Source organism: Actinomadura sp. 7K507 (genome assembly GCF_004348425.1).
Lineage (GTDB): Bacteria > Actinomycetota > Actinomycetes > Streptosporangiales > Streptosporangiaceae > Spirillospora.
In genome coordinates this window covers 18,256-32,459 of record NZ_SMKK01000093.1, presented here as the reverse complement: position 1 = coordinate 32,459, position 14,204 = coordinate 18,256, and the positions used below count along the sequence as shown (strand labels likewise).

At 70.7% G+C, this 14,204-nt stretch carries 13 protein-coding genes and 1 pseudogene; 6 read left to right on the top strand and 8 right to left on the bottom strand.

Annotated features, from left to right (window positions below):
- The 3 genes and pseudogenes from E1285_RS21640 to E1285_RS47485 form a co-directional block, all read left to right on the top strand.
- Positions 1-1,128: hypothetical protein (locus E1285_RS21640; protein ID WP_207946718.1), on the top strand; the 1,128-nt coding region annotated here is incomplete at its 5' end.
- Between the two features lie 2 nt (positions 1,129-1,130).
- Complete coding sequence (locus E1285_RS21635; protein WP_132154846.1) at positions 1,131-1,391, top strand: DUF6406 domain-containing protein; 261 nt, start codon at positions 1,131-1,133, stop codon at positions 1,389-1,391.
- Positions 1,392-1,490: 99 nt separating this feature from the next.
- A pseudogene (locus E1285_RS47485) lies at positions 1,491-1,592 on the top strand (sulfurtransferase); the annotation flags it as partial.
- Between the two features lie 25 nt (positions 1,593-1,617).
- Here the strand turns inward: E1285_RS47485 and E1285_RS21625 are convergent.
- Positions 1,618-2,679, bottom strand: a complete 1,062-nt coding sequence (locus tag E1285_RS21625) for a hypothetical protein (protein WP_132154844.1) — start codon at positions 2,677-2,679, stop codon at positions 1,618-1,620.
- 614 nt (positions 2,680-3,293) lie between these two features.
- Between E1285_RS21625 and E1285_RS21620 the strand changes: the two genes are divergently transcribed.
- Together E1285_RS21620 and E1285_RS21615 are read left to right on the top strand one after the other, a co-directional pair.
- Entirely contained in the window at positions 3,294-4,202 is a 909-nt protein-coding gene (locus E1285_RS21620) for a helix-turn-helix transcriptional regulator (RefSeq protein WP_243722958.1), read from the top strand.
- On the top strand, positions 4,199-4,387 hold the full coding sequence (locus E1285_RS21615; RefSeq protein WP_132154842.1) for a DUF397 domain-containing protein: 189 nt from the start codon (positions 4,199-4,201) through the stop codon (positions 4,385-4,387). Before E1285_RS21620 ends, E1285_RS21615 begins: the two co-directional genes overlap by 4 nt.
- 18 nt (positions 4,388-4,405) lie before the next feature.
- Here the strand turns inward: E1285_RS21615 and E1285_RS21610 are convergent, their stop codons facing one another.
- Together E1285_RS21610 and E1285_RS21605 are read right to left on the bottom strand one after the other, a co-directional pair.
- A complete protein-coding gene (locus E1285_RS21610) occupies positions 4,406-5,293 on the bottom strand; it encodes an amidohydrolase family protein (RefSeq protein WP_132154840.1) in 888 nt (295 codons plus the stop codon).
- Positions 5,294-5,314: 21 nt separating this feature from the next.
- Positions 5,315-6,316, bottom strand: coding sequence for an alpha/beta hydrolase family protein (locus tag E1285_RS21605; RefSeq protein WP_132154838.1), 1,002 nt, complete (start codon positions 6,314-6,316; stop codon positions 5,315-5,317).
- Positions 6,317-6,486: 170 nt separating this feature from the next.
- On the opposite strand from E1285_RS21605, the gene E1285_RS21600 reads away from it, so the two are divergent.
- Entirely contained in the window at positions 6,487-7,473 is a 987-nt protein-coding gene (locus E1285_RS21600; protein WP_132154836.1) for a diacylglycerol kinase family protein, read from the top strand.
- Here E1285_RS21600 and E1285_RS21595 read toward each other — a convergent pair whose 3' ends face one another.
- The 5 genes from E1285_RS21595 to E1285_RS21575 all read right to left on the bottom strand — a co-directional run bounded on the left by E1285_RS21595 (position 7,474) and on the right by E1285_RS21575 (position 14,114).
- Positions 7,474-8,085, bottom strand: coding sequence for a PadR family transcriptional regulator (locus E1285_RS21595; protein ID WP_132154834.1), 612 nt, complete (start codon positions 8,083-8,085; stop codon positions 7,474-7,476).
- Between the two features lie 70 nt (positions 8,086-8,155).
- A complete protein-coding gene (locus tag E1285_RS21590; protein ID WP_347814093.1) occupies positions 8,156-8,758 on the bottom strand; it encodes a DUF998 domain-containing protein in 603 nt (200 codons plus the stop codon).
- A gap of 144 nt (positions 8,759-8,902) precedes the next feature.
- Positions 8,903-9,295 (bottom strand): hypothetical protein, encoded by a 393-nt coding sequence (locus E1285_RS21585; RefSeq protein WP_132154832.1) that lies wholly within the window; start codon positions 9,293-9,295, stop codon positions 8,903-8,905.
- Positions 9,295-11,613, bottom strand: coding sequence for a DUF4132 domain-containing protein (locus E1285_RS21580; RefSeq protein WP_132154830.1), 2,319 nt, complete (start codon positions 11,611-11,613; stop codon positions 9,295-9,297). The genes E1285_RS21585 and E1285_RS21580 overlap by 1 nt, the downstream gene beginning before the upstream one ends.
- Positions 11,613-14,114: a DUF4132 domain-containing protein gene (locus tag E1285_RS21575; protein WP_132154828.1), complete on the bottom strand. Its 2,502-nt coding sequence runs from the start codon at positions 14,112-14,114 to the stop codon at positions 11,613-11,615. The genes E1285_RS21580 and E1285_RS21575 overlap by 1 nt, the downstream gene beginning before the upstream one ends.
- Positions 14,115-14,204 lie beyond the last annotated feature (90 nt).

Sequence of the window (14,204 nt, the reverse complement as noted above, 5' to 3'; positions counted from 1 at the left end):
ATCGATACGCTGGGCACGAGGTCTCCGGTGTTGATGGTCTTCTTGGTCGTTGATCCATCTACCGGAGACCTCACTCATCTCTGGATGCGACATGCCGCCCGAACCGGACTTCCTAAACACGGCCTAGCCGACCTTGACGAGGAAACCCTCCAACGTGGTGTCGCAGATCGGCTGAAGCGGGTCGCCGCCAAGCTGGATCGGGGCGATCAACCCAAGGAGCTCGCGGACACCGTCGACCGCCCAGACTTCCAAGACCCCGGGGAGGATCCACAGTACGTTCCCGACCGTTACGGCACTCCACTTGAGCGTCGCGATGACACCCGCACCCCGCTCTTCGACGGTGAGCCCACGCGGGAACAGGCGGAACAAGGAGTCCTCGGCGACTGTGGCATCATCGCCACCCTGGGGGCACTCGCCCGACATCATCCCGGGGCCATCCGCGACTCCGTCCGAGAAGGCGAAGACGGCAATTATCAGGTCCGTCTGCACGAGGCGAAGTACTCGATTTCAAACCGGCGCTACCAGCCGACCGGACGGCCCACCACGCTGACCGTCACACCCGACCTTCCTGTCTTCGATCAACGTCCCGACACGCCCGCATTTGCTAACTCGACCTCGACGGGCGCAGCTTGGGCCCCGATTCTGGAGAAGGCGGTCGCCGGTACGGACCAGACCTGGAACGATGAACGCCAGGACAAAGCGACCAGGATCTGGAACGCCCGCGGCAATCCCGGCGAAGCCCCCACAGGCTACGTACGGCTTCACCAAGGCAGCAACGAGGGAGACCGCGCCGAGTTGCTCACTCAACTCACCGGCCGTCCCGCCAAGGTCGTGGAGTTTCCAACCGGCTACGACAACCAGGGACGCAGCGCCGCCCGGCAACTCCGCGATGAGATCGTCGGCCACCTCTCCGAGGACAAGCCGGTGCTGGTCGGGACTCGCAAGCTGAACGAGAATGAGCTGGCACTCCCAAAGAAGCTCGTCGACAACCATGTCTACGAGGTCACCGAAGTCGACGAACAAGGCAGCTTCCACCTGCGCAACCCCTGGAACAGCAGGCATCCAGAAACAATGACAGTACAAGAATTCAAAGCCAATACCCGGCCTCGCTACACCACCCTGGAGTGACCTTGGCAATCGAAGAGATCGGTTTGAAGCACGGCACTCAAGCCCACCTCGATGCCGGAATGAAGATCGGATTGGTCTCCGTCCGCGAGGAACAGGACAGCACCGCTGCCACGGTTGTCATCGCCACCATGGACGACAGCGAGCACGACTTCCAACTGCACCCTGGCGACACGTTTCCGCTTGGCGACCAAACTTGGAAGCTCACCCGCGTCGAAAGTCGGGGTGGAGGCAATCTGACTGCCGTGTTCGCCAGGATCGAATGACGGCCACCGGGCGTCACCGTCCTTGGACGGGTTGGCCAAGCCGCCGCGGTCGATGCGCGGCACGGGGCGTCCGGGCGGCGCGCCGTCCAAGCCGGGCAAGCCGCCGGAACCCCCGTTCGCACCGGCAGGCCCCGATGGGACCTGGAACGCCAGGTCCGCCTTGTCGCCGGCAGCATCGTGCTGCTCTCGATCCTGGTCAGCGCGGTCCTCCCGCCAGGGGGCGTGGTCAGTGGGTGCCACCTGCTGTCCGTCCGTACCTCAGCACGAGCAGGGTGCTCGGTGATCCACGACCGGGTAACGCTTCGGCGACCGCCCACATCGCGAACGAGTGCTCCGCATTCACCATTGACCGGAACAGTATGGACGTCCCCCATTTCTCAGGGAGGGGGGCCCGGGTCCATGTGCCATTGGAAGAGCGGTGCAGCACGTACGCCGCAGTAGTGGCGATCCAGACTCCACCATGCCCGTCGGGTGCCACATGGGTGAGACCTATCCCTTTCAGCCCGAGAGACCTGCGCTGCCAACGGTGGCCGTCCCAGTGGAAAATCAGGTCAGCGCGATAGGTCGGATCCTTGACACGCGGATGGCGCCCCGTTCGCACGCTCCCCACGGCCCACACATCGTTCTTCGATACCGCCGCGATATCGTCAATCCACGTCGATACCGCCTTATCGGTTGTGCTCTGGGCCGGTCCGGGAACGGGCGTGTGAACCCAGCGCTCGCCTTGCCAGCGTCGGAACGTGTTGTCCGTCCACACGCCCCAGATATCGGTGGCGGAGACCGCGGCAAGGCGGTGAGGCGGCGAAGGCGCCGCCATGTCCCGCCAGCGCCGGCCGTCCCACGCCTTGAGGAGACCGGGCCCTGTGACCACCAGACGGTGCCCGTCCACGACCGCGACGTCCCAGAATCCACCGCGCCGAGCGGGCCGCATCACCTGGGGCGACCAGCGGTCACCGGTCCAGCACCAGACATGATTGGTGTCACGGTCCGAGCCGAAAATCCATCGCCGGCATGCGGACCTGCCGGTCGGACGCGTGGTCCGAATGAATTCGTGCGTTCCATGGGCGAGGGTGGGCCCGGACTCCGGTGACCAGCGGGAACCATCCCATCGCAACTGCACGCTCGATCCCGCGCCGTCACCGACCGCCCACGCCTCCCGCGAGGACGCACTCGCGATATCCCTGAGCTCGACATGCCGCGCGGGAATCCGGTCATAGACGATGCGCTGGGTGTAGGTCACCTGCCATGATCCGGCCGAGTCGTCGACGGGGACCCCGCCCCAGTCCACGCCTGCTCTCTCCTCGGATGGCGTGCAAGCGGTCGTGGCGGCTAGAACGGCCACGCCGCAGGTGAGCGCCTGGCGTCGGGACGGGACTTTACTCACCGAAGCATTCCAGCAGATTTCCAACCCCGTCACCGTGTGAACACCAATCGGCGCGGACGAAGCCAATATCGGTTCCGATTCCTTCCGATCATCCAGACCTTTACGGGCGTGTGCGCCCAGCGGACGCCCTGCGGGACAGACGGCCCCTTGGTCGGCCCACGCCCGGGGTCATCGAGACGCCGTCTGGTACAAGGTGTCGTCCCCGTGTGCCATGGCCTGCCGAGCGCGTGGGCCCGGCCGTCCGCCGGGCGCCGGATCACCATGCAGGTCCGGGGCGCCCGCCCATCGCCGGCCACATGCTCGACGAGCACGGCCGCGCTACCGCACGAATCCGATATGTCTGGCTATATGCGCCTTGTGATTGCTCTTCATTAACGGAGCGAGGGCGAATCTCTCACGTGCGTGACGTGCACGTGCGGATATTGGCTGCAATGTTGCCGTGTCGGGTGTTTGACCGAGGGTGACCATATGATTGCCCGAGAGTGTCGAACACAGAGGGTCAATGATCCGAACGGGTCGTGACTGACGCGATCGGGAGGACGGTCATGCCGAGCCCCTACGTCCGCCGCCGGCGACTGGCGGCCGAGATCCGGAAACTCCGCGAGAGCCGTGGCCTCACCACTGATGGCCTCGCCCAGCTCATGTACTACTCCCGCACGAAGATCTCCCGGCTGGAGAACGCCCAAGGCCGCCCGGACCTGGCCGAGATCATGAACATGCTCAACATCCTCGAAATCACCGGCAGTGAGTACGACAGACTCCTCAAGCTCGCCCACGAGGCCGCCCAGAAGGGCTGGTGGGACCGGTACGGCGTCTCCATGGGCGCCAGGCAAAGGCTCTACGCGGACCTCGAGTACAGCGCCAACTCCGTACGTGACTACAACCAGACCGCAATGCCTGCGGTCTTGCAGGCCCCCCAGTTCATCTCGGCGCTCGTCGAGTTGGACGAGTGCCAGGGGCGGCTCAACTACGTACCGGAGCGCATGGCCGAAGCGCGCATGAGGCGCCAACGCGAGCTACTCCGGCCGGACGGCCCGTCTTACGAGACCGTCCTGGACGAGTGTGTGCTTCACCGGCTCGTCGTACCACCACAGGCGATGATCGCCCAGCTGCACCACATGATCCGGGTCGTCTCGGAGCAAGACCGCATCGCCATCCGCGTGCTCCTGCACGACACTGGCATCCCGGGCGGCTTTCTCCCACAGTCGTCGTTCTACCTCTACACGTTCGCTGAGCCGGGTGACTCGCCCATGGCGGTGGTCGACACCGTCACCACCGACCTCGTACTCACCCAACGAGGCGAGGTCGAGCGGTACACCGCGATGTACGACCGCCTCCGAGAAGCCGCGCTGTCCCGCGAAGACAGCCTCGCCTTTCTCGAACGGGTAGCCAACCGGCGCGCCAACGGGACAGGATCGGGGACATGACCAAGGAATTCCACGGCTGGCGCAAGTCCGGTCACAGCAACCCGGATGGCGGATGTGTCGAGGCGGGTCGGGCGGTCGACGGGACGGTCGGTGTGCGGGACACCAGGCTTCACCGCAGCCCCGTTCTCGAGTTCTCCCCCACCGAATGGGCGCGGCTTCTCGAACGTATCCGCCGCGACGGCTGACCCCTGGCGACCGGCGTGTCAGGACAGGCCGAAGTACTTGGCGGGGCCGTGCCAGCAGACGGTGCGGAGCCAGTCGTCGCCGAGGTCGAGCCCGGCCAGCGCCTCCAGCTGGTGCGCGTACTGGTAGGGGATGTTCGGGAAGTCGGTGCCGAGCAGGATGCGTCCCTCCAGGCCGAGTTCGCGCAGGCGGGGCATCAGCCTCGACGGGAAGGCGCCCAGTTCGCCGAAGTGCGTGAAGGTCATCGTCGTGTCCAGGTGGACGCGGTCGTAGCGGTCGGCCATGGCGAAGAAGCCGTCGAACTCCGGTGCGCCCAGGTGGGCGATGATCGTGTTCAGGCGCGGATGGCGGGCGAGGACGTCACCGAACGGCTCCGGGCCGGTGTAGCCGTTGGCGACCGGGCCCGACCCGGCGTGGACGAGGGTGGGCACCCCGGCGTCCGCGAGCAATCCCCAGACCGGGTCCAGTTCCTTCACGCGCGGGTCGAACCCGCCGACCTGGAGGTGGACCTTGAAGAGCCGGGCTCCGGCGTCCAGCGCGCGGCGGACGTACTCCTCGACGCCCGGCTCGGGGAAGAACGTCGCGGTCTGGACGCATTCGGGGACGCGGGCGGCGAACCCGGCGGCCCACTCGTTGAGCGACTCGGCCATGCCCGGCCGGTGCGGGTACACCAGCGAGGTGAACGCGCGGACGCCGAGGCCGCGCAGGAACGCCAGCCGCTCCTCCTCCGAGTCCCGGTACCGGATGGGCCATTCGGTGCCGATCAGCGGACCGGCCTCGGCGAAGTACTCCCAGACCGCGCTCATCAGCCGCTGCGGCATGAAATGGACGTGGACGTCGATGATGCCGGGCAGGCCGAGCGCCCGCCAGAACGCCGGAACGGCTGAATCAGAACGAGGTTCGGTCACGCATCCGACCCTAGCCGGACCTCATGTGATCTCGGCCACGAGGGCGGGCAGGGCGGCGCGCAGCTCGCGGCGCCAGTAGGGCCAGGTGTGCGTGCCGCGGTAGAAGTGCGTGGTGACCGGGATGCCGAGCTTCCTCAGCTTGCCCGCGAACTCCCGCGACACGGTGCAGGCGAGCGCCTCCAGCACGTCCGGGCCGGTGCCGGGGCGCGGGTCGTAGGGGCCGGGGACGCCGTCGCCGGCGCTCACGTGGACGCGGACGCCGGCGAGCCGGTCGGCCAGGTCGTACGGGTTGTGCTGCCGCCATACGACGCGCTGCTCGTCCGGGTCGCCCCACACGTCCGTCCAGTCGAGGGACGGCGCGCCGATGGCGACGCACAACTCGACGAGATCGGCGACGTCCAGCCCGGACGGGTCGCGGTGCAGCGTGTGGACGGGCCCGCTGAACGAGGCCGCCGCCCGGAACAGGCCGCGGTGCCTGGCCGCATACGCCAGCGCGCCCAGGCCCCCCATCGCGTTGCCGGCGACCGCGCGGTCGGGCCCGGCGCGGTATCCGCGCTCCAGAATCTGCCGCAGTTCCGCGAGATGAAACCTCTCCCACTGCGGTGCGCCGCCGCCGCCGCGATTCCACCAGTCGGTGTAATTGCCGCACGTGCCGCCGTCCGGCATGACGACGATCACATCGGATTCCTCGGTCAGTTCCTCGATGTCGCTGTGGTCGCTCCAGGCGGTGTGACCGTCGCGGCCCGCGGTGGCGCCGTGCAGCAGCCACAGCACCGGCCAGGTGCGGGAGGCGTCCCGTGACCAGCCGCGCGGCAGCAGGAGGCGGGCGTGGGCGACGCCCGCGAGGGCCGGGGAACGGATCGCGAGGTCGAGGACGCGGCGGCGTGGCCGGCGCTGGCCGACCACGGTGGCGCCGTCGTCCGAAGGGGCGGCCGATGGGGCGGAGCCGCCGGGGGCGATGGACGCCGCGAGCCCGGCGATTCCGAGGATGAATCCCGCTCCCGCCAAGCCGCGCAGCCCCATGGTCCCGTCCCGGTCATTCAGATCGGCGTCATCCGTAATGGTCCCCACTGACTGCCATGTTTCAACTGCGAGTTATGGGTTTATAAAATATCGGGCCGGGAGTTCCGGTCCGTTCCTTGTAGGGTTACGCGGGCGAGGGGGGCCGACCGGTCGAGATGCGGAGCGCCGAGATGCGGAGCAAGAAGGAGCTGGAGTCGGCGATCGCGGGCGGCGGGCGCGCCGCCCTGGTGATCAACTCCCGCTCCCGGAGGGGCCGCCGGCTCTACGGCAGGGCGCGCCGGATGCTGCGCGAGGCGGGCGTGGAGTTCGTGCACGTGTTCCCGGTGACCGACCCGACGCGGCTGCGCGAGCTGTTCGCCGACGTCCTCGCCATGGACCCCGACCTCGTCATCGTCGGCGGCGGGGACGGCACCGTCGCCGAGGCGGTCGGCCATCTGGCGCACCGCGACATCGCGCTCGGCGTGCTGCCGCTCGGCACCACCAACAACTTCGCCCGCAGCCTGGAGCTGCCGCTGGACCTGACCGGCGCGATCCGGACGCTGGCCGTCGGCCGGCCGGGCGGCGGGAAGGTCGCCGACGTCGACGTCGGCTGGTTCGAGAGCACCGGCGACCCGCAGGGAGAGGGGCCCGGCGGCGACCGCGAGCACATCTTCGCGAACATGGTGTGCGTCGGCCTGTCGGTCCATGTCGCCGAGAACGTCCCGCACCTGCTCAAGCGGTTCATCGGCCGCCCCGCGTATGCGCTGACGTCGGTCCGGCTGCTGCCCCGCCACGAGGCGTTCACCGCCCGCATCACGATCGACGGCGAGACCGTCGAGCTGGCCACGCACCAGCTCAACATCGCCAACGGCGCGCACCAGAGCGGGCAGCGCATCGCCCGCGACGCCAGCCCCGACGACCGGCTGCTGGCCGTCTACCGGTGGGGCGACGAGCGTCGGCTGCGGCTGGCGTCGGCGACGGCCAGGCACGTCCTCACCGGCCAGTGGCGGAGCCTGAACGAGGACGCGTTCCTCACCACCGCCCAGGTGGCGATCGAGACCGATCCGCCGCTGCGGGTGGACGTGGACGGCGAGATCCGCGGCCGCACCCCGGTGTCGATCCGGCTGCACGGCAACGCCCTGCGCGTCATCGTCCCGCAGACGTTCGTCGACACCTGATCAGCCGGGCCCCTGCCGCGTGGCGCTCGGTCCGGTGGGCCCGTCCGCCGGGGCGGGGCCCTGCTCGTCCGCCATGACGTAGGCTCCCGACTCCAGCCGCTCGATCAGGCCGAGCGTCCACCGCGTGGCCGCCTCGGCGGAGTGCACCCACCAGCCGAGCAGCTCGCGCAGGTGGTCGGCGGGGTCCTGTTCCTCCAGTTCGGGGGCCACCGACGCGCGCCAGGCGGCCAGGCCGTCCAGCCGCTCGCGCAGCAGCCCGACGGCCTCGGCGCGCGGCAGCTCGGTGAGGAACCCGAGCCCGGCCGTCAGCATCTCCGGGTGGCGGACGTCCACCGTGGCGAAGGCGCAGCGCAGCAGCCGCAGGAACTCGGCCCGGCCGGCCTCGGTGATCTCGTAGTCGGTGTGCGGCGGGCCCGCGTCGCTCTCCTCTATCTCGTGCGCGCGGAGCAGGCCCTCCTTCGCGAGCTGCTTGAGCGCGTGGTAGATCGAGCCCGGGTTGATGTGCGCCCACTCGTCCGAACCCCATGAGATCAGCTCACGGCGGACCTCGTATCCGTGCGCCCGCCCGAACCGCCGCACGCCGCCGAGCACCAGCAGCCGCGTTGCCGACATCCCACCCCCCGATCGTCCGCGTCCAGGCTAGGGCCTCGCACCTCCGGCGGGGACGGCTTGCCGCCACGGGCTACCGGGTCGCGTACACGAACAGCAGCCCCAGCCAGAGCCAGCCGACGAGGATCGTCGCGCGCTGGACGAGACCGGCGTATCTGGAGTCCTGTTCCCACGCCTGCCCGAACACGCCGAAGCCGACGGCCAGGGCGGCGGTCGTCAGAGCGGAGTACCACTTCCACGCGGTGTCCGGGACGGCGAACACCGCGATGCCGGCCGCGATCGGCAGTGAGCCGAAGACGAGCATGCCGGCCCAGTCGTGGAGCTTGTGGCGCAGCGACAGATCCGCCGGCGTCTCGTCGGGAGTCCCTGGGGGATAGCCCCGCATGGCGTCCATCGGAAACACCCCGGAAGCCACGAGCGAGACACCGAACACGCCGACGACGACCGCGAGCGCCACGTTGCCCGGCGGCTCCGCGAGGGCGCCCGCACCCGCCGTGATCAGCGAGCCGCACAGCACGAAGTTCGCGGTCTGCAACCAGCCGCGCGAGCCGAGTGCCAGAGCGCTGACCGGATGCCGGACGGGCCGGTATCCGGGGCGGGTCCAGCCGTCCAGCAAGAACGTCACGACGAACGTCCATGAGCCCGCCGCGCCCAGCCACAACATCACCGACGTCACTCCGGCAGCCTCACCGTCTCATGCCCGTCCGACGGGCGGGGGGGACGGAGCGCCCCGGTCGTTCGGTTGTCGGACATGGGGTGATCCTTCCAGACGCGGCGACCTCACGCGCCCGCGAGTGCGGCCTGGCCGGCCGGGGGGCCGTCAGCCTCCGGCGAGGGCGACGAGCTTGACGAACACCAGGTCGGGGTCGGTGGTGAGGTCGATCTCCTCGTCGAGGTCCTCGACCTGGCGGTCGCCGGCGAGGACGAAGAATCCGTTGGCGAGGAACGCCTTCTCCGCGATCCCGGCCTGCCGCTCCCAGTCGATGCGGCGCGGCTCGCGCAGCCGGTAGCCGTTCAGCTCCGCCTCGGCCTCGTCCGGCCGGACCAGGCCGTTGAACCGGTCGGACGGCCGCGCGTTGTGCCGGGCGACCTCCTCGCGGACCCGGAGCCTGATCAGCTCCCGGACCGTCATCCGCTCCGGCAGCCCCTCGATCTGGACCTCGGTGACCGGCGTGCCGGTCGCGGTCTCGTCCCGGAAGGTCACGGCGGGCATCAGGCACCTCGCTTGATCTGCGTGAGGATGGACTCGTCGGTGATCTTGTCGTCGGCGGCGAGGAGGAACGCCTTGCTGAGGATCAGGGCGAGCCGCTCGTCCTCGAACGGCAGGAACACCTTGGCGGCGGGGCCGCCGCGCTCGGGGACGATGCACAGGAACGCGTCGTCCGGCTCCATCACGATGTTGGCCGACCCCAGATGGATCTTGTAGGTGCGCAGCTCGCCCTTGACGACCAGGTAGCGGCCGTCGATCGAGCAGCGGTCAGCGATCTTCGTGCGGGGCAGGATGCGCTCCAGGGCGTCGCCGCGGGTCCGCGCGGACTCGCTCAGGTCGGCGCGGGACTCGCGCTCCCAGTACGCGCGCGGCTCGCCGTCCTCCCACAGCGGGTCGGCGGCGACGGAGGTGACGCCGACGAACAGGTCGACGTCGCGCATCGCCTCGCTGAGGACCAGCGGCGGGACGTCGGCGAGCGGCGCGGTCCGCCAGCCGCCGTCGGCGCGGCGGTCGAACGCGACCCGGTCGGTGCCGGCGAGTTCGTGCTCGCCGGCGTCCCAGTCGGCCAGCACGTGCGAGAACCGGGCCCGCCACTCCCCCGCCGCGAGGGTCCGCGCCGCCTCGTCCTCGCCGCCGCCGTCCCACGGGCCGAGCAGGCGGCTCGTCCACCCGCGGGCCCGGAACAGCGCGAACATCCGCCGGTAGTGGACGAGGTGCGCGGCGAAGCGGTTGGAGTACGTCGCGGTCTCCTCCTCGGCCGGGGTGAGGATGTAGATCTCGCGGAACGCCTGCTTGAACGGCTGCCGGAGCCGCCCGTCGACGAGGAGGTCGCGCCAGGCGCGGACCTCGTCCGGCCGCGACCTGATCGGGTGCCAAAGCCGCACCGGCGCCTCGTCCGGCGCGTCCGGGAGAGCGCCGAGTTCCGGGAGGACGGCCCGCCACTCGCCGGGGGCGACCTCGATCTCCCAGATGAGGCCGCGGACGGTCGGCCCAGCGATGGTGTGGTGGAGGAGCGTGTCCCGCCACTGGCCGAACGGGTGGGACGCGTCGACGGTGAAGCCGCCCTCCAGGGCGCGCGCGAGCGTGACCAGCTGGGCGCTCACCCGCTTCACGAGGTCGCGCAGCTCCTTGAGTTCCGCCTTGTGGTCGCGGCGGACGGGCGCGGGCACACCCTTCAGGGCCTTGCCGTCCTTCTCGAAGGTCAGCTCCGCCTTGCCGGTCACGGCGACGGTGGCCGTGTAGCCGCCGACCTCCCTGCGCAGGGGACCCGGGTCGGGAAGGCGGAGGGCGACCTCGGTGCGCTCGGCGAGGGCCGCGTCGACCGTCTTGAGCATCTTGTCGAGCTGCTTCGGCACGCCCGCGTGCCGGACGCCGCGGCGGACGGCCCGGATCGCGGTGACCAGCTCGGGGGTCGGGAAGTCCTGCGCGGCCCGGACGATCTCGTACAGCAGCCCCTGCGACGGCAGCGTCCTCGCCTGCGTCGGCGCGACCGAGATGCCGGGCAGGAGTCCGTCGAAGAGGGCGGGGAGCCAGGGCTCGTCCCGCGACAGCGCGACCCGCGCCGAGCGGCCGAGAGCGGCGACCTCCTCGGGCGTGAACGCCTTGTCCGCGCGGAACGGCAGCTCGCCGGCCTGGATCGCGCGGACCCGGCCTGCGGCGGTCTCCAGCGCCCGGCGCGCGTACTCGGCGTAGCCGGGGATCGCGGCGATGCGCTCCCAGCGGTCCGGGAGCGGCGGCGGTGACGTGTAGGAGCGGCCGTGGTCGGTGTCGCTCAGCAGCACCCGGTGCTCCGGGGCGAGCCCCGCGAGGAAGTCGAGTTCGTCGTGCGCGATCGGCCCGGTCCTGGTGCCGCGCAGGTGCTCGGTGGCGGCGCGCAGGAGGCGGTCGCCCCCGGTCCCGGCGACCGCGAGCAGCGCGAGCGGCTGGTCGGCGCGCCCGGCTTTCAGGAGGGACTCGACCAGGGTGCGGGCAGGACGGGCGAGGTCGGGCCACGGGCCCGTGCAGCGCAGCAGAGCACCCGCGCCGAGGGTCAGGTCGGCCCACTTGCGCGCGGGGAGCCCGTCGACCAGTGCGCGGAACATCCGCTCGCACGCCTCGGGCGTGTAGCGCGGCTGCCGCTCCCGGCCCTCGTCCTCCACCGCGAGCCGGACGGACGTCGACACGGATGCGGGCGCCTTGCCGCCGACCCCGTACGCGGCGGGCAGGAGGTCGCCGAGGTCCTCGGCGGACAGGCGCGCGAGATCGGCACGGGACGGGCGGAACCCCTCGTCCTCGGGCGCCGGGTCGGTCATGGCGCGCAGCAGCCGCGCGGTGAGGTCCATCAGGCTCCCCTTCTTATCTGCCGCAGCACGGTCTCGTCGCTGATCTTGTGGTCGGCGGCGAGCAGGAACGCCTTGCTGAGGATGAGGGAGAGCCGCTCGTCCTCGAATGGCAGGTACAGCGTGCCCTGGCCCTTGCCCCTGGCCTGGACGACGCAGAGGTAGGAGTCGTCGGGTTCCATCAGGATGTTGGCCGACCCCAGGTGGATCTTGTAGGTGCGCAGCTCGCCCTTGACGACCAGGTAGCGGCCGTCGATCGAGCAGCGGCCGGCGATCTTCGTGCGGGGCAGGATCCGCTCCAGTGCCGCGCGGCGGACCTCGGCCGTCCCGGTCAGCTCACCGAACGTCGTCTCGCGCCAGTAGGCGAGGTATCTGTCCTCGCCCCGGTCGGCCCACTCGGGGTCGGCGGCGATCGAGGTCACGCCGACGAACAGGTCCACGTCCCGCATCGCCTCGCTGAACACGGCCGGCGGGACCTCGGCGACGGGCGCCTCCCGCCAGCGGCGGCCGTCCTTCCGCTCGAACCGGACCTGGTCGGTCGAGGCGTACTGGGCGTAGTCGGCCTCGTCCGCCGGTTCGTGGTGGAAGCACGCCCGCCACCGGCCGCCGCCGAACTCGCCGCGCGCCTCGCCGTTGTGGCCGCCGTCGTAGCGGCCGAGGAAGTTCGCCTGCCAGCCGCGCTCCTTGAACAGCGCGTAGAGACGCGGGTAGCGGACGATGTGGGCCGCGAACCGGTTGGAGTAGACGCCGGTCTCCTCCTCGGCCGGGGTGAGGAGGTAGATCTCGCGGAACGCCTGCTTGAACGGCTGCCGGATCCGCTCGTCGACGATCCGCGCACGCCAGGCGCGGATCTCGTCCATCGCCGCCCGGATGGGATGCCAGAGCCGCACCTGTGCCGGGTTCCCCTCGGAGGCCATCGCGGCGCGCCACGCGCCGTCCTCACCCTGGAACTCCCAGATGAGACCGCGGACGAGAACGCCGGTGATCGGGTGGTCCCGGTAGTGCTCGCGCCATTCGCCGTGAGGCCAGGCACGGTCGTCCGACATCAGGCCCTCGATGCGCGCCCGCTCGGCCGACAGTGTCGACCGCACCTCCTTGGCGAGGGCTTTCAGCTCCTTCAGCTCGTCGGGGAAACCGTCCTTGACCGCGGCGGGCGCGGTGCGGGACGTCCGCCCGTCCGCGCCGGTGAACGTGAGCCGGACCGTCGCCGCGTCCTCGATCGCCACCCGCGCCGTGTGGCCGCCCAGCCGGCGCTCCAGCGCGCCGTCCGCGCCGAGCCCGTGGGACGGGACGCTCCGCTCGACGAGTTGCGCCGGCGTGATGCCCTGCCGTCCGGCCGCCGCCTGGATCGCGGTGTCGAGCTGCTTGCGCAGCGCCCGGTTCCTGATCTTCGCGCGCAGCCGCCACAGCGACTCCAGCGCGCCGGGATCGTCGATGGCCCCGAGCGCGTTGATCGCCGCACCCGCGAGCTTGAGCTCCTCCGGTGCGCCGTAGGTCGACGCGCCCATCCGGAGCGCGAGCGCGTCCAGGCGCGGCAGCGTCTCCGGGCCGCCGGTCACCGCCGCCGCCCAGACGATGCCGCGTGCGAGGTCCCCGTGGTTCTGGTGCACGAGCTGGTTCTGGTGCACGAGGGGGTTCTCGTGCGCGGGCCCGGTGCCCGGGGGCTCGTCCTCGGCGAGACCGCGGAGGCAGTCGGCCACCGCGTCACGGGCCAGGGCGGCGTCGGCCAGGGAAACGCACGTCCGGCGCCACTTCTGCGAGGGGCGGGGCGACGACAGGGCCGCCAGATGCCGGACGAACCGGGCCAGTTCCGGTGTCGGCGCCGTCGTCGTGCGGTCGCGGAGGGCGGCGGCCCACGTGTCGTACACGGGGAGCAGGCCGTCGGGGATGTGCGCCTCGTCCAGGGTCTCGAGCAAGGTCCACAGGCGCCTGGCGAGCGAGGGGCGGTACCCCGCCGGGACGTCGACCCGGGCGAAGTGGGCGGAGGCGCGGAGCAGGCAGGGCTCCAGCTCGCGAAGGTCACCGGGCTCCAGAGCCTCGGCGGCCGTCAGGGCCGCGTCGAGAGCCTCGGCGAACCGGCCGCCGCCGGTGATGTCGGCGGCGCAGCGCAGCAGGACCGCTGCCTCGTCGCGGGACCAGCCCGCCACCTGCGAGGAAACTTCCCGCAGGTAGGACGAGTACTGCGAGAGCAGCCAGTCGTTCTCGCGGGCGGCCAGCAGGACCGAGACCAGGAAGGCCCTGCCCTCACCGTCCGGGCAGCCGACGAGCCGCCGGGCGAACCCGGCGCGGATCTTCGCCCGCTGCTCTTCGCGCCGCTCGTGGAGCAGGGGGGAGTACCAGGGTTCGCGCTCCCGGCCGGGGACGAGCCGGGGGTCGAGAAGCTCGCGGAAGACCACGGGCGCGAGGAGGTCGAGAGCCCAGCGGGTGTCTTCGAGGGCGGCCAGCCGGACGCCGTCCAGGCCGTCGTCCCGGCGCGCCCCGGCGGCGAGCGTGTCGTAGAGCATGCAGGGAATGCTGGCAGCGCGGGCCGACAAAACCATGCGATTCCGACATCTGTTCAGTGACTTCGTGGTCACCTACGCTCATGGGGTACC